This window comes from Palleronia sp. (genome assembly GCF_042089775.1).
Classification (GTDB): domain Bacteria; phylum Pseudomonadota; class Alphaproteobacteria; order Rhodobacterales; family Rhodobacteraceae; genus Palleronia.
This window is the reverse complement of sequence record NZ_JBELKF010000004.1, coordinates 1-26,315: the sequence shown is the minus strand read 5'-3', so window position 1 is coordinate 26,315 and position 26,315 is coordinate 1. Positions and strand designations below refer to the sequence as shown.

The window sequence follows — 26,315 nt, the reverse complement described above, 5'->3', positions numbered from 1 at the left end:
GGCGAAACTAACTATCGGAAAGATGGCGGCGAAACGCCTTCTTCAAGAGCTCCAGTTCCGCGCGCAACAGGGACAGTTCAGCAGTCATGTCGCGCGCGACGATGCGACCTGCCGCGACATGAAGAGAGGCGAGCGTGATGCCGCTTGACTTGTCGACCGCATGGACGCTCTGCAGCCCGTCTGACAGCACCTCGCGCGGCAGCTCGGCCGTGACGGTCACCGCGCCGTCGTCGGTTCCGATCTTCACGCCGGGGATCGCGCGGTGGGCGTGGCTGACCTCGATCTTCGGGGGCGTCGCGCCGCCTTCGAGGCGAAGGGTCCAAACGCCGCGTTCGAGCGCGCTTGCCGTGACGATCCAGTCCTCCATTGGAGCGCTCCTAGAGTTCGGCCCGCAGCCGGCGGCTGAGAACCATCTCACCGATCTCGACCCGGTTCAGCTGCGGATCGCCGAAGATGATGTCGATCCAGGCGCGATCAACGCTCGTGTCGACCAGCCCGGTGTAGGCCAGGTCGAACCAGATCTCCACATCGCTCTGCGACAGGTCCAGCTCGTTGACCATCTGTTCCACGTTCGGTCCTTGCTGCACGTTCAGGCGCGCAAACATCTCCAGCGGCCGCTCCGCATCGACCGTCATCGCGGCATGGACGATGTGGGAGGGAGAAAGTCCGGTAGTCGCCCGCTCTGGCAGGTCGATGGCGATCGACAGGAAAGAGCCTTCGAAGGCGAGCACGTCCACAGCCAGAACGAAGGGGGCGGCTCCGGCCCGTCCGAGACCCGGCCGCTGCGTCACCGACACCTCGGAGGTCGTGCAGTCGTGGAAGATTTTGGCCTCGTCCCCAAGCGGAGTACCGCTGGCTGCGCCCGCGTGTCCGGCGATGGGCAGCCGCGTGCGAAACAGTGACGGGCGCCATGCCCAGTCGCTGTCACTCGGTCCTTCAGGCTTGCCCCGCCCGGCCGCCGGTGACGAGACCCGCCGTTCGGCCGCCGCTATCGTGCGGTCTAGAACGGCGCGCAGGTCTGTCGCCTGCTGCTGCATCGCGGCGAGGGTGACAGGGTCCATCGCGTCGATCCGGTCGATCAGCTCGTTCCACCGCCGAAGCTCGCGGCGGTGGATGATTGCATCAAGGCCGGAGGGCAGGCGCATGGATCACAGGTCCATGTAGACGTGCGTTTCCGCTTCCGCTCCGGGATGGGTGACGGCGCCCTTGTAGGTTGGGCCGACAAGCTGCGCGAATTTCCACAGCGCGCCGCTGGCGTAGTTCGTCGGCTTCGCGCCCGTCCATGCCTGCCGGCGGCGGTCCAGCTCTTCGTCGGCCAGATCGACCGAGATTTCGCCCTTCACCGCATCGATGGTAATGACGTCGCCATTCTGCAGAAGGGCGATGGGACCGCCCTGCGCCGCTTCGGGGCCGACATGGCCCACGCAGAAGCCGCGCGTCGCGCCCGAGAAGCGCCCGTCGGTGATCAGCGCGACCTTCTTGCCCATGCCCTGACCCGAAAGTGCGGCGGTCGTTGCCAGCATCTCGCGCATGCCGGGGCCGCCCGCGGGGCCTTCGTTGCGGATCACGAGGACCTCGCCTTCCGCGTAAGTGCGTGCCTTGACGGCCTCGAATGCTTCTTCCTCGCACTCGAAGACGCGGGCTGGGCCGGTGAAGACCTGCTCTTCCGCGCTCATGCCGGCGACCTTCACGATGGCACCCTCGGGGGCGAGGTTGCCTTGCAGACCGACGACGCCGCCGGTCTTGGTGATCGGCGTCTCGATGGAATGGATCACGCGGCCGTCGGCCTCGCGGTCGATCAGGTCGATCTCTTCCCCGATGGAACGGCCCGACGCGGTGAGGCAATCCTCGTGGATCAGGCCCGCCTTGCGCAGTTCCTTCATCACGACCGGGAGGCCGCCGGCGTCGTAGAGGTCCTTGGCGACGTATTGGCCGCCCGGTTTCAGATCGACGAAATAGGGCGTGTCGCGGAAGATCTCGCAGACGTCCTGCAGGAAGAAGTCGATCCCCGCCTCGTGCGCGATGGCCGGCAGGTGCAGGCCCGCATTGGTGGACCCGCCGGTGCAAGCGACGACCCGCGCGGCGTTTTCCAGCGACTTGCGCGTGACCACGTCGCGGGCGCGGATGTTCTTTTCGAGTAGGTTCATCACTGCCTCGCCCGACGCGGTGCCGTACTGGTCGCGGCTCTCGTAAGGGGCAGGGGCGCCGGACGAGTTGAACAGCGCGAGGCCGATCGCCTCGGACACGCAGGCCATGGTATTGGCGGTGAACTGGCCGCCGCAGGCACCCGCGCTGGGGCAGGCGACACGTTCGAGGATCGCCAGCGCCTCGTCCGACAGGGTGCCGTTCTGGTGGCGGCCGACGGCTTCGAACATGTCCTGCACGGTCAGGTCGCGGCTCGCGAAATCCTCGGGGACGTTGGCACCCGCTGGCACCTTGCCCGGCAGGATCGAGCCGCCATAGATGAAGACCGACGGCACGTTCAGCCGCACCATCGCCATCATCATACCCGGCAGCGACTTATCGCAGCCCGCAAGACCCACCAGCGCGTCATAGCCGTGGCCGCGCATCGTCAGTTCGACTGTATCCGCGATGGCTTCGCGCGAGGCGAGCGACGAGCGCATCCCCTCGTGGCCCATGGCGATGCCGTCGGTCACGGTGATGGTGGTGAACTCGCGCGGGGTGCCGGAGGCGGCCTTGACGCCCATCTTGACCGCCTGCGCCTGACGCGACAAAGCGATGTTGCACGGCGCAGCCTCGTTCCAGCAGGTCGCGACGCCGACGAAGGGCTGCGCGATCTCCTGCTCGGACAGGCCCATGGCGTAGTAGTAGGACCGGTGCGGAGCACGCTCCGGGCCTTCGGTCACGTGCCGGCTCGGCAGTTTCGACTTGTCGGGCTTGCCCTTCAGCATCGCGCTAACTCCCTTGGCTATCGCACACGGGAATAGGATAGGGGCGGGGGCGGAACAAGAGCGGATGCCGCAGCGACGCCCTTGCCCCCGGCGGCACTGCGCCGCAAGTCTGGCGCGCCGCACCCGAAGGAGCCGCAGATGAACACAGCATTCCGGGCCTTCATCGTTCCGGCCCGCCGCAGGTCGGCCCTGTGGCGCCTTGTGCTTGGAATCGTCGTGATGGTCGTCGTGATCCTTGCCTGGGGCGCCGCACAGATCGGCGCGGTCTACCTGTGGGGTGGGCGGACCGGGGCACGCGAAGCGCTGGCGGGTATGGTCGAGCCCGAGGCGCCAGGCGGCACCATCCTGCTTCTGGCGACATTCATCGGCATGGCGGTGGCGCCCGTAGTTGCCGCGCGACTTTTGCACGGGCGGGGCCTGGGCAGCCTTGTCGGCCCGTGGGCGCGCGCGGCGCGGCATTTTGGCTGGGCGGTCAGTCTCGTGGGGGTGGTCTACCTCATCTCCATCGGGGTGACCGGCCTCGGCAACCCGCCCGAGCCGAACCTGACCCCCGGCGTCTGGGTGCGTCTTTTGCCGCTGGCCCTTGTCCTGGTGCTGATCCAGACCGGCGCCGAAGAACTGATCTTTCGCGGCTACCTGCTTCAGCAGCTGGCTGCGCGGTTCCCGTGGCGGATCGTCTGGCTGGTGTTGCCCGCGCTCGTCTTCGGAGCGCTGCACTACGACCCGGCCACGGCCGGGGACAACGCGCCGATGATCGTGGGATCGGCTGCCGCGTTCGGCCTCGTCGCCGCGGACCTCACGGCAAGGACGGGCAGCCTTGGGGCCGCATGGGGGCTGCATTTTGCCAACAATGTCGCGGCCCTGCTGATCGTAGCGACGAAGGGCACGATCACGGGCCTCGCGCTCTACGTCACGCCCTATGCGGCCGACGACGTCGAGGCGACGGGCGCGCTCATCGCCGCCGATGCGCTGGTCCTCGTGGCGATATGGGCGATCCTGCGTTGGCGCCTGCGTTCATGAGCGGCCACGCCCCCATGCGGTCCTTCGCCGCGGCGGCCTTTCCGCCCGTGCGCCTTTGGGTGCCGATCGCGGGGCTGGCACTGGCCGAACTCGCGTTCGACGTGATGTGGCTACCTGTGGCCGGCCTTCTGGGGGATGCGCGGGTTGCGGGGACGGACGCGGCCGCGCTGACGCTGGTACTTGTGGCCTACGCGTTGCCCGTGGTGGCGCTGGGCCTTTGGATGCGGCGGATGCAGGGGCGGGGCGTTGCGACGTTGTTCGGTCCGGCAGCGCGGGTGCGGGCGGACCTGGTCGCGGCGGTCAAGGGGACGGTCATCGTCTACGTCGGCATGACGCTCGCCCTGGCCCTCGTCCCGGCCGGGATGGCCGAGGGCCCGGACGGCACGATCAGGCCCTTCGCGAGCTGGCTTGCCGTCCTGCCCTTCGCGGCCTCGGCGATCCTCGTGCAGAGCGCTGCCGAAGAGCTGATCTTTCGCGGTTACATGATGCAGGAGCTCTTCTCGCGGTTCCGCTCGCGCTGGATCTGGCTGGGCGTGCCGGCGCTGCTTTTCGGGTCGGTGCATTTCGTGAACGGGTCGGGCGCGGCGGACGGGCTGTTCTACGCGATCTGGGCGGCAGCGCTCGGGCTTGCCTGCGGGGATCTCGTGGCGCGCACCGGGTCGATCGGTGCGGCAATCGGGCTGCACTGGGTGAACAACATCTTCGCGATGCTCTTCTTCGGCACCGAGGATGCGGTGGATAGCGGCTATGCCCTGTTCCTTGCACCGGCCGAACCTTCGGTGGCGCCGGGCCCCGGCATCGCCACGTTCTTCACCGGCCAAACCCTTCTGGACCTGGCGCTCGCGCTCGTCTGGGTGGGCAACCTGTGGCTCGGCGCGCGGATCGCGTTGCGCAGGTAGCTGCCGCCGTCGATTGCATTCCGCGGGTTCGGGCCCTATTTCGGGGCGAAACACGACCGGGAACCGCGATGAACTGGATCACCAACTACGTCCGGCCGAAAATCGGCTCGTTGTTCAATCGGCGCGAGGTGCCCGAGAACCTGTGGACCAAGTGCGACGAATGCGGCTCGATGCTGTTCCATCGAGAACTGGCCGAGAACCTGCAGGTCTGCACCAAGTGCGGGCATCACATGCCGATCACGCCCCGCGCCCGGTTCGAGGCGCTGTTCGACGGCGGCGCTTTCGCCACCGTGCCGGTCGAGCAGCCGGTGACCGACCCGCTGCATTTCCGCGATCAGAAGAAGTACCCCGACCGCCTGCGCGCCGCACAGCGCAAGACCGGCGAGCCCGAGGCGATGCTTGTGGCCGAGGGCGAGATGGGCGGCGTGCCCATCGTCGCCGCCGGGCAGGACTTCTCGTTCATGGGCGGCTCGATGGGGATGTATGTCGGCAACGCCATCCTCGCCGCCGCCACCCGCGCGGTCGAGCTGAAGCGCCCGATGATCCTGTTCTCGGCCGCCGGTGGCGCGCGGATGCAGGAAGGAATCCTGTCCCTCATGCAGATGCCCCGCACCACCGTCGCGGTCGAGATGCTGCGCGAGGCCGGGCTGCCCTACATCGTGGTGCTGACCCACCCGACGACAGGCGGCGTCACCGCATCTTACGCGATGCTGGGCGACGTCCAGATCGCCGAGCCGAACGCGCTGATCTGCTTCGCCGGCCCCCGCGTCATCGAGCAGACCATCCGCGAGAAACTGCCCGAGGGGTTCCAGCGCGCCGAGTACCTGCTGGACCACGGGATGCTCGACCGGGTCACCGACCGGCGCGCGCTGAAGGACGAACTGACGGGCGTGCTGCGGATGCTGACTCACATGCCCGCCCCGGTGCGCGGCGACCTGCCCGCGCCGAACACGGCGACCGAGGGCGCGAGCGCGATCCAGCCGCCCGCGACCGCCGAAAGCTGACGGCTTGAACGCCGGGAAGAAGCGGGCATGATCTCGGACGCGATCCTTGCGCGCCTGATGGGGTTGCACCCCAAGATCATCGACCTGACGCTCGACCGGATGTGGCGGGTGCTCGACGCGCTCGGCAGTCCGCAGGACCGGCTGCCCCCGGTGATTCACATCGCCGGCACCAACGGCAAGGGGTCAACTCAGGCGATGATCCGCGCCGGGCTCGATGCGCGGGGTGACCGCGTCCACGCCTATACCTCGCCCCATCTTGCACGGTTCCACGAGCGCATCCGGCTTGCCGGTGAACTGATCTCCGAAGACGCGTTGTCCGACCTGCTGGACGAGGTCGAGACCGCCAATGCCGGCCAGCCGATCACTTTTTTCGAGGTCACGACGGCCGCCGCGCTGCTGGCCTTCGCCCGGACGCCGGCCGAGTGGACGCTGCTCGAGGTGGGGCTCGGCGGTCGACTGGACGCAACGAACGTGATGACGCCGGCGCTGTCGATCATCACGCCGGTCTCGATCGACCACCAGCAGTACCTGGGCGAGACCTTGCCCGAGATCGCGGGCGAGAAGGCGGGCATCTTCAAGCGCCTGACGCCCGCCGTGATCGGCCCGCAGGAAGAGCCTGCGCTCGACGTGATCGAGGATCGGCTGGGAGCGCTTGGCTGCCCCGCCCTGATCCACGGCCAGCACTGGCACGTCTGGGAAGAACGCGGGCGGCTGGTGTTCCAGGACGAGCGCGGCCTTCTGGACCTGCCCCTGCCGGCCTTGCCCGGCGTCCATCAGATCGAGAACGCGGGCACCGCTCTTGCGGCCCTGCGCCACCTGGGCGCAGACGAGGCCGCTTGCGAGGCTGCGGTTACGCGCCCTTATTGGCCCGCCCGGATGCAGCGCCTGCGAGAAGGGCCGCTGGTCTATGCGGCGGGCGGTGCCGAACTGTGGCTCGACGGCGGGCACAATCCGGCGGCGGGACAGGTGGTGGCCGCGACCCTTGCAGCGATGCCGGTGCGCGATACGCATGTGATCTGCGGGATGCTGAACACCAAGGACGTGGACGGTTTCCTACGGCCGCTCGCCGGGGTGGCCAACAGCCTGACCGCCGTTTCGATACCCGGCGAGGCGAACACGCTGTCTGCAGACGACACCGCTGCGGCGGCCGAGGCGGCCGGATTCGCCGCCGGCACAGCGCCCAGCGTCATGGCGGCAGTCGAACGGATTGCAGAGGGCGCGCCCGGCGCCCGCATCCTGATCTGCGGCTCGCTATATCTAGCGGGGCGGGTGCTGCAGGAGAACGGCTAGGCCTTCTTGCCCCAGTCCTCGGATTGCATCTCGTGAAGGCGTGAGGCGGTGCGCTCGAATTCGAACGCGCCCGTGCCCTCGGCATACAGCGCCTCGGGCCGGTCGGCGGCGGACATGATCAGCCGTGTGCGGGCTTCGTAAAGTGCGTCGATAAGGGTGACGAAGCGCTTGGCTTCGTTGTAGTTCTCGGCGCCCAGCCGCGGCACGTCTTCAAGCATCAGCACCCGCACCCGTTCGGCCAGCGCGAGGTAGTCGGCTGCGCCAAGCGGGCGGCCGCAAAGCTCCCAGAATCCTGCGCGGGCAACTCCGGCGGCAAAGCGCGGCACCTCGACCGTGCGGCCGGTAACCTCGAGGCGCAGCGTCTCGGCCTCGGCGCCGCCGGTGAGGCGGTCCCACAGCGCATCTATCCCTTTGCGGGCACGGGCATCGGCGGGCGTGAAATACAGCTCGGCCCCGGCGATCCGATCCTGCCGCCAGTCACGAGGCGACGCGAGCTCGACCACCTTCATCCGCTCTTTCAAAAGGTCGATGAAGGGAAGGAACAGGTTCCGGTTCAGCCCGTCCTTGTAGAGGTCGTCCGGCGGCCGGTTCGATGTCGTCACGACGGTCACGCCTTGTTCGAACAGCCGCTCGAACAGGCGGCCGACGATCATCGCGTCGGTGATGTCGCCGATCTGCATTTCGTCGAGGCACAGAAGGCGCAGACCGACGGCGATGTCGTCCGCAACCGGCTTGATCGCATCGTCGACGCCCTGCTTGCGCGCCCGGCCGATGGCGGCGTGGGTCTCCTGCATGAAGCCGTGGAAGTGAACGCGGCGCTGGCCACCGGCGACCTCGACCCGGCGGGCGAACAGGTCCATCAGCATCGACTTGCCGCGTCCGACCCCGCCCCAGAGGTACAGGCCCCGGGGCGCCTCGGGAGCCTTGCGACCGAAGAAGCCGCGGCGCGTGGGCTTTTCGGCAAGCGCCTGCGACAGGCGCGTGAACTCGGGCAGGACGGCTTCTTGCGCCGGGTCGGGCTCGATCCGGCCGGCGGCCACCTCTTCGGCGTAGATGTCTTCGAAACGCTCCATGATCCGGGATTAGAGCGTGCCCCGGTGGAAGGAAAGAGCGCCGGGCAGGTCACGACCCCATGATCGGCTGACCGCGATCTGGACGGCTGTGCCTCATGTGTTATCTCGGCAGCATGGACTGGACGCTCTTTCTCCTCTTTCTGCTGGCCTGCGCGGGGGCTGCGGCGACCGGCGTGCTGTTTCAGCCGGGCAAGTGGTACGAGACGCTCGCGAAACCCGGTTTCACCCCGCCGAACCGGGCGTTCCCGGTCGTGTGGACGGTGCTCTACATCCTGATTGCCCTGGCCGCCGCGCGTGTCGCGCCCGAGGACGGATCGGGCCTCGCCATGGGCTTCTTTGCCGCGCAGTTGGCCTTCAACGCGGTCTGGACGCCGGTCTTTTTTGGACTGCACAAGATGAAGACGGGACTCGTCATCATGGGGATCCTGTGGCTCGCCGTCGCCGGGACGCTTTGGCAGTTCTGGCAGATCGACGTGATCGCCGGCCTGATGTTCGTTCCCTACCTCGCCTGGGTCAGCGTCGCCTTCGCCCTGAACGCCTCGGTCTGGCGGCTGAACCCGGAGCGGGCCGCCGCCCGCTGAACCACCCTTCCACGATCCAGAGACATCTGCCCTGCACATGACCAAACTGACCGCGCTCCTGCGTACCGCCCTCGGGACCATGGTGATCCTGACGCTCCTCGCGCTTGGACCCGCTGGCGCGCAGGAGGTGGCCGCCGAAGTCGAAGGTGAGGCTGCGGCCGAGCAGAGCACCGTCGATCTGCTGATCAACGTGCTCGAGGATGACACGGCGCGGGCGGAACTGCTGGATCGCCTGCGCCGGGCGCAGGACGCGGGAGACGGCGATACCCCGGCAGACAACGCGGTCGAGCTTCTGGCGGGCGAGGACGCCGCACCATCCGAGATCCTGTCGTTCGGCCGGCGCATCGCGATCGTCACCCAAGGGGCCGCCGAGGGGCTGGCCAATCGCGTGACGTCGGTTTGGGACCGGCTTCAGCGGGCGCCCGACGTTCTGGGCGGGCTCGGAGGGTTGTCGCTTGCCATCGTTCTGCAGACGGTGGGCGAACTGCTTCTGGTGATCGTCGCAACTGTCGCCGTCTTCCTCGTGCTGAGGGGCATGGCCAAGCAGCTCTACGGTCGGATGGGCCGCGCGACGCACGAGGCCACGGCCGCCCGGACAATCGGCCTATGGCTGCTGTCGGCGCTGATCGACTTGGCGATCGTGATCGTCGCCTGGGCCGCAGGCTACCTGATCGCGCTGCTGGCACTGGGCGATTTCGGCACCATCGGCATTCGCCAGACGCTGTATCTCAACGCGTTCCTGCTGGTGGAACTGGTGAAGGTCGGGGTGCGACTGGTGCTGTCACCCTCGGCGCCCGAAATGCGGCTCTTGCCGATGGGTAACCGGGCGGCCAAGGGCACGACGCGGGCCGTTAATGCCATCGTCAGCATAGCCGGCTATGGGCAGCTGCTGGTCGTGCCCATCGTGAACGCCCAGACCGGGCGGGTCGCCGGGTCGGCCGTCACCGCCCTGATCGCGCTGATCGTGCTGGGAATCGCCGTGCTGATGGTCCTGCGCAACCGCCAGAGGCTGGCGAACTGGATGATCGGAGAGGACGGCATCGTTCGTTCCACCGGCTCGCTCGGATGGCTGGCGCGGCACTGGCACTGGCCGGTGCTGCTGTATCTCTTTGCGATGTTCATCGTGGTGATGATCAGCCCGCCGAACCTCGTGTTCCAGTCGTTGCTCACTTCGGGGCAGGTGGTGCTGGTGGTGCTGGCCGGCATCGCGCTGTCGACCTTCCTCAGCCGGGTCATGGCGCGGGGAATCGTGGTGCCCGACGACGTGCGCGCGCGACTTCCCCTGCTCGAGACGCGGCTCAACCGGTTCATCCCGAAGGCGCTGTTCGTCCTGCGGCTGGTGATCGTGGTCTTCGTGGTGCTCTTCGCGCTCGACGCGATCAACATCGTCAGCCTGGGCGTGTGGCTGGCCAGCGAGATCGGGTTACGCCTGACGGGGATGTTCATCTCGGTCGCGCTGATCCTGATCGCGGCCTTCGCCATCTGGGTGGCGATGACGTCCTACGTCGATTACCGGCTGAACCCTGAATACGGCCAGATCGCCACGGCGCGCGAACGCACGCTGCTGACGCTGGCCCGGAACGCCGCGACGATCGCGCTCTTGCTGATCACGCTCATGTTCGTCCTGTCCGAGATCGGGCTGAACATCGGACCGCTTCTGGCCTCGGCCGGTGTGCTGGGCCTCGCGATCGGCTTTGGCGCACAGAAGATGGTGCAGGACATCATCACCGGCGTGTTCATCCAGTTCGAGAACGCGATGAACGTGGGTGACATCGTGACCGCCGGCGGGACGACCGGCGTGGTCGAGCGTCTGACCATCCGCTCGGTCAGCCTGCGCGACCTGTCGGGCGTGTTTCATATCGTGCCGTTCTCGTCGGTGGACATGGTGGCCAACTTCACCAAGGAGTTCGCCCACTACGTCTGCGACATGGGCGTCGCGTATCGTGAAAACGTGGATGACGTGAAAGCTGCCATGTTCGACGCCTTCGAAGAAATGCGTGCCGATCCCGAGCTGGGTCCGCTGATCATGGACGACATGGAGTGGTTCGGCGTCGAGAAACTCGCCGACAGCGCGGTGATCGTGCGGACGCGCATCAAGTGCGTGCCGCCCAACCAGTGGACCATCGGCCGGCGTTATCTCGAGATCTGCAAGCGCGTCTTCGACGCCCGTGGAATCGAAATTCCGTTCCCCCACCGGACGCTCTACCTGGGCGAAGCCAAGGACGGCACGACTCAGACGCTCCACGTCAGCGCCCGCCAGCAGGCGGAGCGCGAGGTCGCTCACACCGGGCCCGACCCTCGCGGTGCGCTGCCTGCGCAGGACGAGCCGACGGGCGATGCGGACACCTGACGGAGAGCTTCAGCGTCGTCAGCCGTCATCCTGTTGTCGCAAAGCCGGTAGATGCCGTCTGCCTCATGCCGCGGCGGATGCGGGCACGCGGGAGCTGGCACAATATCATGGCCCTGTTGCTGGCGTTTGCGCAATGGCAGCGGCGCCTGCCGTCGCGCAGCTGAGGCATACGACAGACGCCGCCAGAGACTCGTTTCCGCGCGCGACGTGGATGCCAAGGGCGCGTCGGATCGCGCCCTTGGCCTCATTGCAGCACTGTCGGAAACCACAGCGTGAAGGCCGGAAACGCGATGAGGATGCTGACCCGCACGATCTCGGCCCCGAAGAACGGCATGACGCCCTTGAAGGTCTCGATCATCGGGGTGTCCTTCGCCAGTGAGGAGATCACGAAGACATTCATCCCGACCGGCGGCGTGATGAGGCCGAGCTCCACCACGATGAGCGCGAGAATGCCGAACCAGATCTTGAGGTCTTCGGTGCTCATGCCATAGCCGGCGCCGTCCGCCATCTGATAGATCCCGCCGTTCACCTCGACGAGGACGGGCCAGAAGAACGGGATGATCAGAAGGATCATCGATAGCGAGTCCATCAGGCAACCCAGCAGGATGAGGGCCACCAGCAGCAGAATGAGCACCGTCATGGGCCCAAGGCCAGACGTCGCGACCCATTGCGCGGCTTCTTGCGGAAGGCCCGAGCGCGACATGAAGATCTTGAGAAGTTCGGCGCCCAGCAGGATCAGGTAGATCATGCCGGTCGTGGAGGCCGTCTCCAGCAGGGCCTCGCGCATGTCGGTCCAGTCGAGCTTGCGTTGCAGCAGCCCGAAGACGAGCACCAGCGCCACGCCGACCGCCGCGGCGGGCGTCGGATTGAAGAGGCCGACATAGATGCCGCCGATGACCAGGCCGAAGATGATCAGGACAGGTATCATGCCTACGGTCGCCGCGACGAATTCGGCGCGGCCGGGCGCGCCGCCCTTCGGTCCGGCGTCGGGGCTGATGGCCACGTAGATGGCGATCGTCAGGATGAACAGGATCACCGCTAGGATGCCCGGGATGAACGCGGCCATGAACATCGTGACGATGTTGGCCTCGACGATGATCGCATAGATGATGAGCACGACGGACGGCGGGATGAGGATTCCCAGCACGCCGCCGGCGGCGAGCGTGCCGGTCGCGAGAGCGCCCGAATACTTGTATCGCCGCAACTCGGGCAGGGCGACCTTGCCCATGGTGGAAGCCGTCGCCAACGAAGAGCCGCACACCGCTCCGAAGCCTGCGCAACCTGCGATGGCGGCCATCGCGGTGCCACCTGGCATCCATCCGAGCCACGCATTCGCGGCGCGGAACAGGGCCTGCGACAGGCCCGTCTTCGAGGCGATGGCGCCCATCAGGACGAACATCGGCACGACCGAAAGATCGTAGATCGAGAACTGCCCGTAGGCGAGTGTCTTGAGCTGGCTCAGGACCAGGACGGGACCGTTGATGATCATCGTGCCGATGCCACCGACGAGGATCATCGCGTACGCAATCGGCATCCGGATCGCGATGAGCAGAATGAGGGCGGCAAACCCGCCGAGGCCGAGCTGAACCGCGTCAGACATGCCCGCCTCCGTTCTTCATGGCTGTGCCTTCTTCGACGATGGTTGCCAGCGCAGCCAGAACGAGAAGAGCGAGTGAAACGAGGATCACGGCGTAGGCGATCCAGTGCGGGATCTGCAGGATGGCGGTCGTGTAGTTGTAGGCCTTCTGGTCGAGCATCCCGAAATACATCCGCCAGATCAGGACCAGGGTGAACAGCAGGGCGACAATCCCGCCGAGCATGGTCAGGAACGCGACCCAGCGTGGCGACGCCGCCGAGGTAAAGATGTCCGCCGTCACGTTGGCGCCCACGACCTGGCAATAGGGAAGGAACGCGAAGGCCGCGATCGCGACGCCGATCTCCGTCAGTTCGAAGTCGCCGGGAAACGGGTGGCCGAACATCCCCCCGATCACCGAGGCCATGTTGACGACAACGACCGCCAGCAGAACCATACCGCCGATCAGCGCCCAGACGCTGACGACGCTTCGGACAGCAACGGTAAAACCGTTGCTGCCTTCGTGAACCGCGTGCGCCATCAGCGGGTCGCGTGCTCTTCCGTGGCCGCCCGGGCCTTTTCTACCAGCGCTGCACCATCGACGCCCTTGCCTTTGACGTCTTCGATCCAGCGGTCGACTACCGGACGCATCGCATCTTCGAACGCCTGCGTCTCTTCCTCGGCCAGCATGATGTGCGTGTTGCCGCTGTCGACAGCCACCTTGATGCCGAAGTCATCGACCCCACGCCAGATTTCGCCGACCTTGCTCGGCCAGTCGCCTTCAGAGGCCGTGCGGAACGCCTGCTTCACCTCCTCGGGAAGGCTGTCCCAGCGGGCCTTGTTCATCGAGACCTGGAAGGTCGTGTTGCCAAAGCGGGTCTCGTCGGCACCTTCGATCTGGTATTCCGTCTGCTCCTGGATCTTGAGCGGCGGGATGATCTCCCACGGAATGAAGGCGCCATCGACCACACCTTTCTGAAGTGCCGGCGGAAGCTCTGGGACGGGCATCGCGGCGGGCGAGGCGCCGAGGGCTTCGATGACCCAGGCGCCGGTCCGGGTCGGAATTCGCATCTTCTTGCCGTTCAGGTCTTCGGGTTTCCGGACTTCGGTGTCGCGCATGTGGATGGCCTGACCGGCGTGGACGTGCAGGAACATGACTTCCACGCCGCTGTATTCCTCCTTGAGGTCGCTCTCGAACAGATCCGCCATCGCCATGTTGGTTGCAGAAGGATCGTTCTTGTAGACGGTCGGCAGTTCGAAGACCTCGGTGCGCGGGAACAGGCCCGGAGTGTAGCCGTTCACCGTCCAGACCAGGTCCACGACCCCGTCACGCACCTGCGAGATCAACTCGGGCGGACGGCCGCCGAGCGTCATGTTGGGGAAGATCTCGATGCTGACCTTGCCGCCCGACGCTTCCTCTACTGCGTCAACCCAAGGCTGTAGCATCTCGGTCTGCGCAGGCGAGGTGGCACCAAGGAAGTGGTGCAGCTTGAACTGGTGTTCCTGCGCATGGGCCGCTCCCGCGCCCAGTGCGGCCAACCCGACCGCGAGTGCGGCAACGGCTGTTCTTCGATCGATCATGTGAGGTTCCTCCCTGAACACACTTATAGGGCCAAGGCGTTCGCCGTGGCCATTTTTCGCCCCGCCCGCCAGTCCGGGAGGCGGAGCGGAATATCAGAGCGCCCCGGCCGGCTCGATCGCGATGTTGAGCAGAACCTGGCGCTTTTCCTCCGTCGCCATGCGGATCGCGCGGTCGAGCGCGGCGGGCAGCTCAGAGCCCTGCACCACCGTCTCGGCATAGGCGCGGCTTGCCTCGGCGGTGCGTGTGAAATCGGGGCTCGGTTTCAGCGAGGTCATTGGGACCTCGTTCGACTTGGCGGCGTAGCCCCCGGAATAAAGCCCCTCAACGGAATGGCGCACGGCGCCCCATTCCTCGTTGTTGAGCACCAGCACGATGACGGGCAACTCCATCGCCTCCGCAACCTGGTGGCAGACGGTCGGGTTGGCGAACATGTAGCTGCCGTCACCCATTGTGGCGAAGATCAGGCGCTCGCGGTCGGCGAGCTGCGCGCCGAGGGCGGCCGGGAAGGCCCAGCCAAGGCCGCCCGAGTGGGGTTCCTGAAAGTAGCCAAGGTGCTGGTCCAGATCGAGCGGCATCAGTGGGCAGCCCAGCTCGTGAAAGACGCTGGCCTTGCGCCCCTTGATGGCACGGCCGAGGCACAGGCTGACCCAGTCCTTGGTCATCGGGCCGCGGTTGCCATCCTCGGCCGCCTTCACGACGGCCTCGCGGTTCCGGGCCGCGAGCGCCGAGATCCGCTCGCGCCGGGCTTCGATCGTGTCTTCATCGCGGCGCTGGTCCGCCATGGCGCGGGCGAGGGCGAGGATGCCAGGTCCCGTCTCGCCCACCAGCGTCACGTCGGCCCGGAAGTTGCGCACCGGTGTCCGCGCAAAGAGCGGGTCCGGCCCCATCTGGATGACCTTCACGTCCTCGCGCAACGTCACCTTGTCTGGCCACCAAGGCGCAAGGCTGTTAATCACAAGAACGACATCAGCCTCCGCCAGCAGCGTCTCGGGCGCAGCGCCGACCTGCATGGGATGCGAGAGCGGGACAGAGATCTGGTTGGCCCAGTAGTGGGAAAGCGGCAGGCCCCAATCCTGCACCAGGTCGGACAGGGCCTGGAAAGCCTCCTCGCTGCCGGCGCCGCGCTGGCTGATGATCAAGGGGTTCTTCGCTCCGGCAAGGAGTGCTGCGGCGCGTTTCAGCGAATCGGGATTCGGCGCGGCGGTGACGGGCGCCATGATCGATGGTTCGTCCAGCCCGGCAGACGGCGTCTGTTCGCACAGGACCTCGCGCGGCAGGCTCAGGTAGATCGGGCCTTTCGGCGTCGAGTTGGCGATCGCCCACCCTCGGTCGAAGAGCTCGGAGACCTGCTCGGGGAAGCGCAGCTCATAGTCCCACTTGGTCGTCTCGCGCACCAGCGCCGTCTGGTCGAACATCTCCTGCCCCCAGCCGATCGGGACGGTCCGTGCGCCAAAGCGGTCCTTTTCCGTCACGGGGGTGCGACCGGACATGAGCATCATCGGGATCTGATCGCACCAGGCGTTGATCGCGCCGGTGGCGCCGTTCGACAGGCCGACATTCGTGTGCAGCATGACCGACTGGATCCGGCCCGAGATCTGGTAATGGCCGTGCGCCATGCTGACCGCGGCCATCTCGTGCGGAACAGTCACGGCCGTCGGCAGATTCATTCCGCGATGCGTGGCCTCGATCAGGCCCTCGATGACCGGAGGAAAATCGGTCCCGGAATTGGCGAAGACATATTCGACGCCAAGCGCCTTGAGCTTTCCAAAGATCGCGCCGCCGGCCGTCACGGATCCCTTGTCGTGGTCTTTTGCCATGTGACCTCAGCTTGTGCTTTGGAGGGCGGTGCCGCGCAGCCGAAGGCGCTTTGCCGATGCGGTGTTGTTTTCCAACGCTCCCTCCGATATCTTAATTTGTAAGATATTTATCTTGAGGATGAACGTGAGTGGCGCTTGCGTCAAGCCCCCGCGGGGGCCGGGTCGGCGCTGAGCGTCCAGTTTGAGAGGACCGCATGAGCACACCACTCAATGGCTCTGTCCTGAAGGCGTTCGCAATCCTGCGAATGATCACGCATGATCGACCGGAGATTTCGGCGATGGCGGTTTCTAAAGAACTGGGGATGACGCACGCGACCGCGCACAGGCTGCTTCTGTCATTGGAAGAAGCCGGGGCCGTGGTATCGTACCGGCGGGGGTATTTTTCGCTCGGGTCGGTCATACAGGAGTTGGGCGCCGTGGCCGAGGCGTCGAACCAGGTAGTCGCGCACCTTCGCCCCATCATTGCGGAACTTGCGCTCGAGCTGAACGAGTCCGTCATGGTCTGCCGCATGGGCCGAAGAGGCCCGACCTGCATCGCAGTGGCGGCATCCAGCCGGCCGATCTCGGTCAACATCAGCGTCGGAACCGTCTTGCCCATGACGAGCACGGCCCAGGGCAAGCTTTGGCTGGCCGCGATGGCCCCCGCGGAGCGCGCGCAGTGGCTGGAGGATGGCCTCACGAGCGAAGCGCTCGGCCTCGACGGAATCCGCGCCGCGGGTTACGCGCGCAACCGTGGCGAAAACGAGCCCGATATCGGCGCTCTTTCCGTGCCGGTAAAGGGTCGCAGCGGCGAGGTTGTCCTGACGCTCAGCACCTTTGGCATGGTGAGCCGGTTCGATGACGAAATGGTCGAGCGGACATTGACCAAGCTGCTGACCACCGCCGGGAAAATCAGGCCGTGAGACTCGTTGTGGTGCAAGGCCACAGCCCGTCTGAAGAGGTGAGAAGATGAAGGTTGCCATACTGGGTGCGGGCGCATTGGGCGGGGTCATCGGTGCCGAGCTCTACAGATCCGGCCTCGACGTCGTCTTGCTCGACACTGATCAGGCGCATCTCGGCGCCATCCGCGAGCGGGGACTGCGCGTCGATTGGGACGATCGTACCGAGCATCTGATGATCCCGGCGATGCAGCCCGCGGAGGCGCCGGACCTCGATCTGGTGATCCTGTTGACCAAGACCCTGCATTCCATTCCCGCGCTGGAGGCCGTCAGGCGGCAGATCAATGCGGGCGCTTGCGTGCTGACCCTGCAGAACGGCTTGGGCAACGTGGAAAGGGTGCTGTCGGTGGTCCCGCCGGGTCAGGTTCTGTTCGGCTGCACGATGACGCCCGGCGACTTGCGCGGACCCGGCCATGTCGCCAGCCACGGCATGGCCTATACCCCTTTCAACGCGATCGAGGAGCATGGGCCTGCTGCCGGCCTGGCAGGTGAGCTGGAGAGAGGCGGCATGACGCAGGCGCCTGCCGCCGAGGCCCAGATCTGGCAGAAGGCCGCCTTCAACTGCGCGATGAATGCGGCGGCCGTGCTGGGGCAGGGCACGGTCGCCGACATCGCAAGGTTCGTGGGCCAGTCGATGGCAGAGCGAATCGCGGAGGAGGTGCTGCGTGTGGGCGAGTGCGAGGGCGTCCAGACCGACCGCGAGGCAGTCGCCAAGCAGATCGCCTTCGCTCTTGAGGCGCACGGGGCGCACAAAGCCTCGATGTTGCAGGACATGGAAGCCGGCCGGCGCACGGAAATCGAGGCGCTCAACGGGTATGTTGCCAAGCGAGGAGTGGAGCTGGGCGTGGAGGTTCCGCTGAACACTCTTCTCGCTGCACTGGTCCGGATGAGGGAAGCTCAGCTGGCATGACTGCCCCGACGAACCGGCCGTGAGCGGCCTGACGTGACGCCAGATCAGGACGGCGGGAAGGGCGCCAGGCGTCCCGCGGCGGGCATGGATACGCAACGTCGATGCGCGCTAGGGCAAGAAGCCGTCAGCAGGAAAGGACTAGAGGGCGTCTCGGTCTCGACTGACCCGGCGCACTCAGGGTACCAGCCGGAGACTGGCGCGCTTTGCAAAAAGTCGATCAAGCGATGATCGAATCTGAGCAGGGCTGCACAAAATTCCTACAAAACTCTTGCAGGATTGATCTCATTGCGTCATCCATAGACTGTCAGGCGAGAGCGGAGCGCCAGATGGGGAGGGAGCATGGAGGAGAATCGCCGTCATCAAGCCGTCCTCGAGGCGTTGCGCGAGCGTCCGTTCCTTTCGGTGAACGAGTTGAAGGATCTGGTGGGTGCCTCGGCGGCTACCGTGCGCCGCGACATCGAGAAGCTGGCCGGGGCAGGACGCGCCAACAAGGTCTATGGTGGCGTGACCGCACTGGACGGCGCGCATCAGCATCGCCCTGTCGCTCTTCCCTTCGCCGACAACCGCGACATTGCCGTCGACGCGAAGCGGGCGATCGCCGCGGCGGCTGCGGAACTGGTTCGCGACGGCAGCCAGATCATCGTCCACGCCGGATCGACCTGCTTCCACTTCGGCGTTCGCATAGCGGACCGAAACGTCCGGGTCGCCACACATTCCATGCCGCTCGCCGCTTACCTGGGCGAGTACGGAACGTGCCAGGTCATCGTCGGCGGCGGCGATCTGCACCGGGAACCTGGGCTGCTCTATCAGTCGCGGGGCCTCGATACCGACTTCTTCGCCCAGCAGTTCTTTGTCGGCGCTCTTGGCGTCAGCGCTAACGGCATCCTCGAGTCGCACCCGCTTCTCGTGAAGTTCGTGCAGCACTTCGCCGAGAGGGCGAACGAGGTGATCTTGCTGGTCGACAGCCGCAAGTTCGAGGAGCGGCCCCCGTCGGTGGCACTTCCGCTATGGCGCGTGGCGCGAATCGTCACCGATAGCGGGCTGAGCGAAGCGCATCGCCAGATGATCGAAGATGCGGGCGTGCAATTGACCATCGCCGATCCGGAGGTACGACTATGACCGCTGACGTTCCCATGCTGGAGATGCGCAACATCTCCAAGACGTTCGGCACGGTCAGGGCGCTGCAGGACGTATCGCTGCGCGCCTATGGGGGCGAGGTTCACTCGCTGATGGGCGAGAACGGGGCCGGCAAGTCGACCTTGATGAAGGTGCTTTCCGGCGCCCACGCGCCGGATGCGGGTGGCGAGGTCCTGGTGGACGGCGAGCCGATCCCGCTGGGCGACCCGAAGCAGTCGAAAGCCCGCGGCGTGGCCGTCATCTATCAGGAGCTGACGCTGGCTCCGAACCTGTCCGTGGCGCAGAACGTGTTTCTCGGTGCCGAGCCGCACAAGGGCGGTGTCGTCGCCCGCCGCACAATGCTCGAACGCACGCAGCCCATTCTCGACCGGCTCGGCGTCACGTTCGATGCCGATACGAAGGTTTCCCGCCTGTCGCTGGGCGAGCGGCAACTCGTTGAAATCGCTCGTGCCATGTCCACGGATGCCAAGATCATCGTCATGGACGAGCCGACGACGTCGCTTTCGGAACGAGAGACTGAAAAGCTCTTCGACGTCATTGCGGGATTGAAGCGCCACGGGATCGCCGTCGTCTACATCAGCCATCGCATGGACGAGATCTATCAGCTGTCGAATCGCTGCTCGGTGCTGCGCGACGGCACCTTCGTCGGCACGCTGGAAAAGGACGAGATTGAGGCCGACCGCCTGGTTTCGATGATGGTCGGTCGGGACGTGTCGAGCTTCTATAAGAAGGAGCACGCAACCCATGAAGGTGCGCGCGAGACGGTCATGTGCGTCGAGGACGTCGCCGACGGCGTCAAGGTCAAGGGCTGTTCGTTCGAAGTTGCCCGCGGCGAGGTCTTGGGGATCGCCGGGCTCGTGGGGTCGGGCCGAACCGAGCTTCTGCGGCTGATCTATGGCGCGGACCCTGCCGTATCGGGGCGGGTCTGGCTTGAGGGGAAGGATGTCACGCCCCGCTCGCCGCGCGACGCGCTCCACCATGGCATCGCCTATCTGACCGAAGACCGCAAGGAACTGGGCCTTTTCCTCGACATGACCCTGTCGGACAACATCAGCATGGCCGTGGCCGAAGAGGACGCGGGTGCCGGCGGAATGCGCAATTTCGGAGCAGCGGCCCGGCGGGCGCGAGGCGCACTTGAGGCTCTGAGCATCCGCGCCCCGTCGGCGCGGGTCAACGCCGGTTCCCTGTCGGGGGGCAACCAGCAAAAGGTGTTGCTTGCTCGCCTGCTCGAGGCACAGCCGAAGGTGCTGATGCTCGACGAGCCGACGCGGGGCGTCGACGTGGGTGCCAAGTCGGAAATCTACCGCTTGATCGACGAGCTCGCCCGCGAGGGGTTGGCCATCGTCGTGGTATCGAGCGAACTGCCCGAGATCATCGGCATCTCGGATCGCTGCCTCGTCATGCGGGAAGGAGAGATCGCGGGCGAGATTTCGGCGGCGCCGGGTCGCCCCATCGAGCAGACGGCCATCATGGCCCTGTCCACCGGCGCAAAGGCCGGGACAAGGGCGGAAACGCGCCCCAAGATCGCAGAGAAGGAAGGCCTATGACCGACAACACAACGTCCTCGAGCGGCAGCAAGCGCGCAATGCTGAGGACCTTGATCATGGCGCTCGGCATGTTGCCCGTCCTGATCCTGCTGGCGATCGGTTTCGAGGTCCTGAGCGGCAAGTTTCTCACCGTGAACAACATTTCGATCGTGATGCAGCAGGCGTCGATCAACATCGTCCTGGCCGCCGGCATGACCTTCGTCATCCTGACCGGCGGGATCGACCTTTCCGTGGGTTCGATCCTGGCGGCCTCTGCCGTGGGGGCTGTCACCGTCTCGCTGATCGACGGTTACGGCATGATGGGTATCCCGGTCGGTTTGGTGCTGGGACTTGCCTTCGGCCTGGTCAACGGCGTCCTGATCGCGTTCATGAAGCTGCCGCCGTTCATCGTCACGCTTGGCTCGCTGACTGCGGTACGGGGTATCGCGCGTCTCATGGGCGATGATACCACCGTCTTCAATTCCGACCTTCCCTTTGCCTTCATCGGCAACGGCGACTTCCTGGGTGTTCCGTGGCTCGCGATCATCGCCTTGGGGGTGATCCTGCTGTCCTGGTTCATCCTGCGGGCCACCGTTCTCGGCACGTGGATCTACGCGGTCGGGGGCAATCAGGAAGCCGCGCGGCTGACCGGGATCAAGGTCTGGCTTGTCCTGATGTTCGTCTACGGGTTTTCGGGCCTGATGTCGGGGCTTGGCGGCGTGATGTCGTCGGCGCGCCTCTACGCCGCGAACGGCCTGCAGCTTGGGCAGGCCTACGAGCTCGACGCGATCGCGGCCGTCATCCTCGGCGGCACCAGCCTGATCGGCGGCATCGGCTCGATCTGGGGCACGCTGGTCGGGGCGCTGATCATCGCCGTGCTCTCGAACGGCCTGATCCTGACCGGCGTGTCGGACATCTGGCAATACATCATCAAGGGCCTCGTCATCATCGGCGCCGTCGCGCTCGACCGCTACCGGATCAAGAGCGGCGCCCGGACCTGAGCACTGTACACCAAAACGCAACCTGGAGGAGAAACCGATGCGTATACTAGGAAAGCTTGCCCTCGGCAGCGCCATGGCCGTCGGCCTGGCGGCCACGGCCTCGGCACAAGAAGAGAAGACGCTCGAGAGCGTCGGCATCTCGGTCGGCCTGCTCGGCAACCCGTTCTTCGTCGCAACGATCGAAGGCATCACGGACGCCGCGAAAGAGATCAATCCTGACGTGGAAATCACGTCGGTCTCGGCGGATTACGACCTCAACAAGCAGGTGAGCCAGATCGACAACTTCGTCGCGTCCGGCGTCGACATCATCATGCTGAACGCGGTCGACGACAGCGCCATTGCGCCCGCTGTGAAGCGCGCCAAGGAGGCCGGCGTCACCGTGGCCGCATTCGACGTGTCCGCACCCGGTGCCGAAGTGACGGTGATGACGGATAACGTCGCCGCCGGCACGATTGCCTGCGAATACATCGTCGACCAGCTCGGTGGTGAGGGTAACGTCGCGATCATCAAGGGGCCGTCCTCGTCATCGCTGAACGACCGCTTCAAGGGCTGCTCGGACGTGTTCGCCGCGGCCGACGGGATCACCGTCGTCTCGGACGATCAGAACGGCATGGCCTCGCGAGACGGCGGGCTTGAAGTCATGCAGGGTCTCCTGACCCGGTTCGACGACCTCGATGCCGTGTTCGGCGCCAACGATCCGATGGCCCTGGGCGCTCAGCTGGCGGCCCGACAGCTCGATCGCACGGACATCATCATCACTGGTGTGGACGGCGCACCCGACACCGAAGAGGCGTTGCAGACCGAGGGGTCGCTTCTCAAGGCCTCCGCAAGCCAGGATCCCTACGGCATGGCGGCCGAGGCCATGCGTCTTGCCCACGACGTGTTCCAGGGTAACCCGCCCGAGGAAGACACCGTCCTGATCCAACCGGAGCTGATTACCGCCGAGAACGTGGACGAGTATCAGGGCTGGACCGCCGAGCGCTGAACGAAGGGCCTGCGCCGCTTGCCGGCGGCGCAGGCCGCACCAACGACGAAAGGGTGTCAAAATGGACCTTGCCGAACTCAAGGCAGCCGTCTGCGAGGCCAACCTCGCCACAGTGCAAACCGGGCTGGTGATGGCGACCTTCGGCAATGCCAGCGGTGTCGACCGCGAAACCGGAATCGTCGCAATCAAGCCGAGCGGCGTGCCCTACGACAGCATGACCTCCGATGACATGGTCGCCGTGCGCCTCGACGGCTCGGTCATCGACAACCATTACAAGCCGTCGTCCGACCTCGACACGCATCTGTTGCTGTATCGCGCCTTCGACGGCGTGGGTGGCGTTGTGCACACCCATTCGACATTCGCCACGATCTTTGCGCAGGCGCTGACGCCCATTCCGTGCTTTGGCACGACCCATGCCGATTATTTCCGCGGCACCGTTCCGGTGACACGGCACCTCACGGAGGCCGAAATCGCCGAGAGCTATGTCGCCTCGACCGGCCAAGCCATCGTCGACAGCTTTGCTGAACGCGATCCGATGGAGGTTCCCGCGGCCCTGGTCGCCGGCCATGGCCCATTTGCCTGGGGCCGGACCCCGGCCGAGGCGGCGATGAACGCCCATATCCTTGAGGAATGCGCCCGGATGGCGTGGTACTCGCTGCAACTTCGTCCTGATCTCGAAAGCCTGCCGGTTGCGCTCCGGGATCGTCATTTTTTGCGCAAGCATGGCCAAGCTGCAACCTACGGACAGGAGACGCCCGCATGACCATCATCGCAGGCGCAGATTTCGGAACGCTCAGCGTCCGCGTCACCCTTATGGAAACCGAGACCGGCGCAACCCTCGGCACGGGGATCGGGGAGTATCCGCTGAAGCGCTCGACGGCGGAGCCTCTGGCCGCGAAGCAATCCCACGACGACCATATGTCCGCCCTGTCCACCGCCATGAGCCGGGCCATCGCGGCCGCGGGGATCGAGGGCACCGATATCGCCGCATTCGCCGCCGACACGACGGGATCGAGCGTGGTCATGGTGGATGCTGACCTCGTGCCGCTCGACGACTATTACCTGTGGTGTGACCACACCGCCCATGTCGAAGCCGAAGAGATCACGCGTGTGGCTCATGAGGAGGGCCTCGAGGCAATCCGTTGGTGCGGCGGCGTTTACTCGCACGAATGGGGTTACGCCAAGCTTCTGCACTTCTTGCGCCACAACCCCGACAAGCGTGACCGCGTGGCGACAGCGCTCGAGCATTGCGACATGCTGGTGGCCACTCTGACCGGCGCCACGGTCGACGATCTTCCGCGATCGGTCTGCGCAATGGGCCACAAGTGGATGTGGGGCGAGGCCTGGGGCGGACTGCCTGCACAGGACTTCCTTTCCCGCGTCGATCCTCTCCTCAACGGGATCAACGCGAAGCTCGGCGGGCGCTATGGGACGTCGGACCAAATTGCAGGCTACCTGACCGAGGAGTGGGCGGCAAAGCTGGGCCTCCGTCCCGGCATCCCGATCCCGTTCGGCGCCTTCGACTCGCACTGGGATGCCATCGCGTGCGGGTGCGGACCGGGCGACCTCGTCAACGTGGTCGGCACCTCCACATGCATGATCTCGATCGCCCCTCTGGGCATCGAGCCTGTGCCCGGGATTTGCGGCGCCGTGCCAGGAAGCGTGGTGCCGGGGCAGATTGGCGTCGAAGCCGGACAATCGGCCACCGGCGATATTTTCGATGCGATTGCGACTCGCGCCGGATCGGACGTGGCGACGCTGTCGGCCGGGTTCGATGGCCGTGGGCCGGGTTCGACCGGGCTCCTGCGCATGGTCTGGGACAACGGGGATCGCACGATCCTCGTGCGCTCGGACCTGGGCGGCATTACGCTGGGCTGGGACTTGCACCACACCGCTGCTGACGAACTCCACGCGGCCATCGAAGGTATGGCGATGCACGTTCGCCTGATCATCGATCGGATCAAAGAGAACGGCGTTGTCGTGAATCGCGTCATGAACGGCGGCGGAATTCCGCAGAAGAACAGCGCTCTGAACCAGATCTACGCCGACGTTCTCGGGACCGAGGTGCATGTCCCGCGACAGTCACCGACCGGAGTCGGCGCCTGCATATTTGCAGCGCTCGCAGCGGATCTCTTCGATGATTACGGGGCTGCGCAGGCACGGCTTGCTCCCCCGCACCGTGTCTACTCGCCGCGTGCCGAGGGGACGGACGCCTATGATCGGCTCTATGCCCTGTTTCGATCGGTCTATTTCGCCTTCGGCAAGGGAGAGAAATTGGACCTGGGAACCGTTCTACCGGAGCTGCGGGCGTTTCGGCAGGGAGTTTGATGTGGCACTCAAGCGACGAGGCATCGGCGAGAGGACGACCGAGCAGCTGGTGCCTTACCGACTCCCGGATCAATTCCTGATCGGAGCATCTCACTAACCCGCGGACACAGGAGCACGCATGAAGCGCTCGCAGATAAACGCCAACATCGCTCAAGCTGAAGAGGACTTCGCCAAGGTCGGATTTGCGCTTCCGTCCTTCGCCAGCTGGACGCTTGAAGACTGGGAAAAGCAAGGAGATGCCGCGCGCTACCTGATCGAGGCGGGGCACGGGTGGGACATCACCGACTTCGGCGGAGACGAATTCGACGCGAAGGGTCTGCTGCTATTCACGCTCCGCAACGGCCTGCTGAGGGAAGCCGCCGGGAACAAGCCCTATGCGGAGAAGATCATGATCACCCGCAAGGACCAGCTGACGCCGATGCACCGCCACAACATCAAGGTCGAGGACATCATCGTCCGAAACTCTCTCGTTCCGGGTGCGCAGCTTGCGGTGAAGGTCCTGGGGAGCAACCCGGAGGGAAAATTGTCCCGGACCGGAAAGGTGAGGGTCTTCCTCGACGGCATCGCAGGCGAAGTCGATCCGGGAACCGTCATTAGGCTGTCTCCCGGCGAAAGCATCACGCTGTTTCCCGACACCTTCCATTCATTCTGGGGCGATGGGGGCGACATGGTCGTCGGCGAGGTGTCTTCGGTAAATGACGACAAATCTGACAACGTCTTTGCCGAACCGCTTGCGCGTTTTTCGCCTGTCGAGGAGGACGAGGCGATCTACCGTCCTCTTGTGAACGATCATCCGGACTCCGCCGGCGGCTACTGAGGTGGTATAACGGGAGGGCGAGCTTGTGCGGCGTCGGTGAGGCGTCGAAAGCAGTTCCGGCCAAGTGACCGCGAGGTGCTGGACTATGCCCCGCCACTAACGTGGCCCTCGAAGAGGGGTCTGCCGACGTCAATGTGGCGAAATCTGGCGGTAGATGAGTTGATTGTGCGGGATGGAAAGATGTCGGCCGAGTCCCTCGGACTAGAGGGCTGTGAAGGCGGATCCTTACCACGCGGAGTAGCATCCATCTGCCGCGCGATCAGCGGGCGTAACGCCCAGGCCACGACGTACTGCTCATAGTGAATCGGCAGGGTCGCTTGGAAGGTTGGCGTTGCGGCATCCGGCAGCACAGGCTGAAGGAAGGGATTAGCTGCGCCCTCGCGTCGGCGCCGTGCCGATGACCGCACGACTGCCGGAAGGAAAACTTCACCTCGAACCGCAGCCTAGATAGGAATGTTGCGCGAACTCCGACATTCAGTCGCCTCTTATGACTTGTTAACAGAGGCCGGTGTTTTCCCTCAGAATCCTCTTGCGGGTTTTGTTTGCGGACCGTAGATAGCGCTTCACCGGCG

At 65.6% G+C, this 26,315-nt stretch carries 23 protein-coding genes; 15 read left to right on the top strand and 8 right to left on the bottom strand.

Translation table 11 applies throughout. From position 1 onward, the window contains the following. Nucleotides 1–7: 7 nt before the first annotated feature. The 3 genes from ACFDS3_RS02215 to ilvD are packed head-to-tail and all read right to left on the bottom strand — an operon-like array spanning nucleotide 8 to nucleotide 2,912. Complete coding sequence (locus ACFDS3_RS02215) at nucleotides 8–367, bottom strand: hypothetical protein (RefSeq protein WP_375260709.1); 360 nt, start codon at nucleotides 365–367, stop codon at nucleotides 8–10. 10 nt (nucleotides 368–377) lie between these two features. Beyond that, entirely contained in the window at nucleotides 378–1,145 is a 768-nt protein-coding gene (locus tag ACFDS3_RS02210; protein ID WP_375260708.1) for a DUF6478 family protein, read from the bottom strand. 3 nt (nucleotides 1,146–1,148) lie between these two features. Beyond that, nucleotides 1,149–2,912, bottom strand: coding sequence for a dihydroxy-acid dehydratase (gene ilvD, locus ACFDS3_RS02205; protein ID WP_375260707.1), 1,764 nt, complete (start codon nucleotides 2,910–2,912; stop codon nucleotides 1,149–1,151). A 138-nt stretch (nucleotides 2,913–3,050) separates the two neighbouring features. Between ilvD and ACFDS3_RS02200 the strand changes: the two genes are divergently transcribed. The 4 genes from ACFDS3_RS02200 (at nucleotide 3,051) to ACFDS3_RS02185 (ending at nucleotide 7,125) form a co-directional block, all read left to right on the top strand. After that, the gene (locus ACFDS3_RS02200) at nucleotides 3,051–3,932 is read left to right on the top strand and encodes a lysostaphin resistance A-like protein (protein ID WP_375260706.1); all 882 of its coding nucleotides are present in this window, start codon (nucleotides 3,051–3,053) and stop codon (nucleotides 3,930–3,932) included. Then, nucleotides 3,929–4,831, top strand: coding sequence for a lysostaphin resistance A-like protein (locus tag ACFDS3_RS02195; protein ID WP_375260705.1), 903 nt, complete (start codon nucleotides 3,929–3,931; stop codon nucleotides 4,829–4,831). Before ACFDS3_RS02200 ends, ACFDS3_RS02195 begins: the two co-directional genes overlap by 4 nt. 68 nt (nucleotides 4,832–4,899) lie before the next feature. Continuing rightward, complete coding sequence (accD, locus tag ACFDS3_RS02190; protein WP_375260704.1) at nucleotides 4,900–5,835, top strand: acetyl-CoA carboxylase, carboxyltransferase subunit beta; 936 nt, start codon at nucleotides 4,900–4,902, stop codon at nucleotides 5,833–5,835. Nucleotides 5,836–5,862: 27 nt separating this feature from the next. Continuing rightward, nucleotides 5,863–7,125 (top strand): bifunctional folylpolyglutamate synthase/dihydrofolate synthase, encoded by a 1,263-nt coding sequence (locus ACFDS3_RS02185; RefSeq protein WP_375260703.1) that lies wholly within the window; start codon nucleotides 5,863–5,865, stop codon nucleotides 7,123–7,125. Here the strand turns inward: ACFDS3_RS02185 and zapE are convergent. After that, nucleotides 7,122–8,198: a cell division protein ZapE gene (gene zapE, locus ACFDS3_RS02180; RefSeq protein WP_375260702.1), complete on the bottom strand. Its 1,077-nt coding sequence runs from the start codon at nucleotides 8,196–8,198 to the stop codon at nucleotides 7,122–7,124. The two genes, ACFDS3_RS02185 and zapE, sit on opposite strands and share 4 nt — an antisense overlap. Nucleotides 8,199–8,293: 95 nt before the next feature. On the opposite strand from zapE, the gene ACFDS3_RS02175 reads away from it, so the two are divergent. Both ACFDS3_RS02175 and ACFDS3_RS02170 read left to right on the top strand, forming a co-directional pair. Next, nucleotides 8,294–8,779, top strand: a complete 486-nt coding sequence (locus tag ACFDS3_RS02175; RefSeq protein ID WP_375260701.1) for a TspO/MBR family protein — start codon at nucleotides 8,294–8,296, stop codon at nucleotides 8,777–8,779. Nucleotides 8,780–8,816: 37 nt separating this feature from the next. Continuing rightward, entirely contained in the window at nucleotides 8,817–11,129 is a 2,313-nt protein-coding gene (locus ACFDS3_RS02170; protein WP_375260700.1) for a mechanosensitive ion channel domain-containing protein, read from the top strand. Between the two features lie 244 nt (nucleotides 11,130–11,373). Here the strand turns inward: ACFDS3_RS02170 and ACFDS3_RS02165 are convergent, their stop codons facing one another. The 4 genes from ACFDS3_RS02165 to ACFDS3_RS02150 form a co-directional block, all read right to left on the bottom strand. Beyond that, nucleotides 11,374–12,729 carry a TRAP transporter large permease gene (locus ACFDS3_RS02165; protein WP_375260699.1) on the bottom strand — a complete coding sequence of 452 codons (1,356 nt, stop codon included), beginning with the start codon at nucleotides 12,727–12,729 and terminating at the stop codon, nucleotides 11,374–11,376. After that, the gene (locus ACFDS3_RS02160) at nucleotides 12,722–13,243 is read right to left on the bottom strand and encodes a TRAP transporter small permease (RefSeq protein ID WP_375260698.1); all 522 of its coding nucleotides are present in this window, start codon (nucleotides 13,241–13,243) and stop codon (nucleotides 12,722–12,724) included. The genes ACFDS3_RS02165 and ACFDS3_RS02160 overlap by 8 nt, the downstream gene beginning before the upstream one ends. Beyond that, entirely contained in the window at nucleotides 13,243–14,283 is a 1,041-nt protein-coding gene (locus ACFDS3_RS02155) for a TRAP transporter substrate-binding protein (RefSeq protein WP_375260697.1), read from the bottom strand. Before ACFDS3_RS02155 ends, ACFDS3_RS02160 begins: the two co-directional genes overlap by 1 nt. 93 nt (nucleotides 14,284–14,376) lie before the next feature. Further along, entirely contained in the window at nucleotides 14,377–16,101 is a 1,725-nt protein-coding gene (locus ACFDS3_RS02150; RefSeq protein WP_375260696.1) for a thiamine pyrophosphate-requiring protein, read from the bottom strand. A 194-nt stretch (nucleotides 16,102–16,295) separates the two neighbouring features. Between ACFDS3_RS02150 and ACFDS3_RS02145 the strand changes: the two genes are divergently transcribed. From ACFDS3_RS02145 to ACFDS3_RS02105, 9 genes are all read left to right on the top strand, one after another. After that, on the top strand, nucleotides 16,296–17,003 hold the full coding sequence (locus tag ACFDS3_RS02145) for an IclR family transcriptional regulator (RefSeq protein WP_375260695.1): 708 nt from the start codon (nucleotides 16,296–16,298) through the stop codon (nucleotides 17,001–17,003). A gap of 46 nt (nucleotides 17,004–17,049) precedes the next feature. Beyond that, complete coding sequence (locus ACFDS3_RS02140; RefSeq protein ID WP_375260694.1) at nucleotides 17,050–17,949, top strand: ketopantoate reductase family protein; 900 nt, start codon at nucleotides 17,050–17,052, stop codon at nucleotides 17,947–17,949. A 339-nt stretch (nucleotides 17,950–18,288) separates the two neighbouring features. Then, the gene (locus ACFDS3_RS02135; RefSeq protein WP_375260693.1) at nucleotides 18,289–19,068 is read left to right on the top strand and encodes a DeoR/GlpR family DNA-binding transcription regulator; all 780 of its coding nucleotides are present in this window, start codon (nucleotides 18,289–18,291) and stop codon (nucleotides 19,066–19,068) included. Beyond that, nucleotides 19,065–20,633, top strand: a complete 1,569-nt coding sequence (locus ACFDS3_RS02130; RefSeq protein WP_375260692.1) for a sugar ABC transporter ATP-binding protein — start codon at nucleotides 19,065–19,067, stop codon at nucleotides 20,631–20,633. The genes ACFDS3_RS02135 and ACFDS3_RS02130 overlap by 4 nt, the downstream gene beginning before the upstream one ends. Further along, on the top strand, nucleotides 20,630–21,613 hold the full coding sequence (locus ACFDS3_RS02125) for an ABC transporter permease (RefSeq protein WP_375260691.1): 984 nt from the start codon (nucleotides 20,630–20,632) through the stop codon (nucleotides 21,611–21,613). Before ACFDS3_RS02130 ends, ACFDS3_RS02125 begins: the two co-directional genes overlap by 4 nt. A 37-nt stretch (nucleotides 21,614–21,650) precedes the next feature. Continuing rightward, entirely contained in the window at nucleotides 21,651–22,598 is a 948-nt protein-coding gene (locus ACFDS3_RS02120; protein ID WP_375260690.1) for an ABC transporter substrate-binding protein, read from the top strand. Nucleotides 22,599–22,659: 61 nt separating this feature from the next. Further along, nucleotides 22,660–23,361 (top strand): L-ribulose-5-phosphate 4-epimerase AraD, encoded by a 702-nt coding sequence (gene araD / locus ACFDS3_RS02115; protein WP_375260689.1) that lies wholly within the window; start codon nucleotides 22,660–22,662, stop codon nucleotides 23,359–23,361. After that, nucleotides 23,358–24,926: a ribulokinase gene (locus ACFDS3_RS02110; protein ID WP_375260688.1), complete on the top strand. Its 1,569-nt coding sequence runs from the start codon at nucleotides 23,358–23,360 to the stop codon at nucleotides 24,924–24,926. The genes araD and ACFDS3_RS02110 overlap by 4 nt, the downstream gene beginning before the upstream one ends. 118 nt (nucleotides 24,927–25,044) lie before the next feature. Further along, on the top strand, nucleotides 25,045–25,743 hold the full coding sequence (locus ACFDS3_RS02105) for a D-lyxose/D-mannose family sugar isomerase (RefSeq protein WP_375260687.1): 699 nt from the start codon (nucleotides 25,045–25,047) through the stop codon (nucleotides 25,741–25,743). Nucleotides 25,744–26,315 lie beyond the last annotated feature (572 nt).

Coding starts and splice junctions, on each gene's coding strand:
- ACFDS3_RS02150 (WP_375260696.1), bottom strand. CDS start 16,101: ATGGCAAAAGACCACGACAAGGGATCCGTGACGGCCGGCGGCGCGATC.
- accD (WP_375260704.1), top strand. CDS start 4,900: ATGAACTGGATCACCAACTACGTCCGGCCGAAAATCGGCTCGTTGTTC.
- ACFDS3_RS02110 (WP_375260688.1), top strand. CDS start 23,358: ATGACCATCATCGCAGGCGCAGATTTCGGAACGCTCAGCGTCCGCGTC.
- ACFDS3_RS02140 (WP_375260694.1), top strand. CDS start 17,050: ATGAAGGTTGCCATACTGGGTGCGGGCGCATTGGGCGGGGTCATCGGT.
- ACFDS3_RS02105 (WP_375260687.1), top strand. CDS start 25,045: ATGAAGCGCTCGCAGATAAACGCCAACATCGCTCAAGCTGAAGAGGAC.
- ACFDS3_RS02165 (WP_375260699.1), bottom strand. CDS start 12,729: ATGTCTGACGCGGTTCAGCTCGGCCTCGGCGGGTTTGCCGCCCTCATT.
- ACFDS3_RS02160 (WP_375260698.1), bottom strand. CDS start 13,243: ATGGCGCACGCGGTTCACGAAGGCAGCAACGGTTTTACCGTTGCTGTC.
- ACFDS3_RS02195 (WP_375260705.1), top strand. CDS start 3,929: ATGAGCGGCCACGCCCCCATGCGGTCCTTCGCCGCGGCGGCCTTTCCG.
- ilvD (WP_375260707.1), bottom strand. CDS start 2,912: ATGCTGAAGGGCAAGCCCGACAAGTCGAAACTGCCGAGCCGGCACGTG.
- ACFDS3_RS02170 (WP_375260700.1), top strand. CDS start 8,817: ATGACCAAACTGACCGCGCTCCTGCGTACCGCCCTCGGGACCATGGTG.
- ACFDS3_RS02130 (WP_375260692.1), top strand. CDS start 19,065: ATGACCGCTGACGTTCCCATGCTGGAGATGCGCAACATCTCCAAGACG.
- zapE (WP_375260702.1), bottom strand. CDS start 8,198: ATGGAGCGTTTCGAAGACATCTACGCCGAAGAGGTGGCCGCCGGCCGG.
- ACFDS3_RS02155 (WP_375260697.1), bottom strand. CDS start 14,283: ATGATCGATCGAAGAACAGCCGTTGCCGCACTCGCGGTCGGGTTGGCC.
- ACFDS3_RS02145 (WP_375260695.1), top strand. CDS start 16,296: ATGAGCACACCACTCAATGGCTCTGTCCTGAAGGCGTTCGCAATCCTG.
- ACFDS3_RS02210 (WP_375260708.1), bottom strand. CDS start 1,145: ATGCGCCTGCCCTCCGGCCTTGATGCAATCATCCACCGCCGCGAGCTT.
- ACFDS3_RS02175 (WP_375260701.1), top strand. CDS start 8,294: ATGTGTTATCTCGGCAGCATGGACTGGACGCTCTTTCTCCTCTTTCTG.
- ACFDS3_RS02200 (WP_375260706.1), top strand. CDS start 3,051: ATGAACACAGCATTCCGGGCCTTCATCGTTCCGGCCCGCCGCAGGTCG.
- ACFDS3_RS02120 (WP_375260690.1), top strand. CDS start 21,651: ATGCGTATACTAGGAAAGCTTGCCCTCGGCAGCGCCATGGCCGTCGGC.
- ACFDS3_RS02125 (WP_375260691.1), top strand. CDS start 20,630: ATGACCGACAACACAACGTCCTCGAGCGGCAGCAAGCGCGCAATGCTG.
- ACFDS3_RS02185 (WP_375260703.1), top strand. CDS start 5,863: ATGATCTCGGACGCGATCCTTGCGCGCCTGATGGGGTTGCACCCCAAG.
- ACFDS3_RS02215 (WP_375260709.1), bottom strand. CDS start 367: ATGGAGGACTGGATCGTCACGGCAAGCGCGCTCGAACGCGGCGTTTGG.
- araD (WP_375260689.1), top strand. CDS start 22,660: ATGGACCTTGCCGAACTCAAGGCAGCCGTCTGCGAGGCCAACCTCGCC.
- ACFDS3_RS02135 (WP_375260693.1), top strand. CDS start 18,289: ATGGAGGAGAATCGCCGTCATCAAGCCGTCCTCGAGGCGTTGCGCGAG.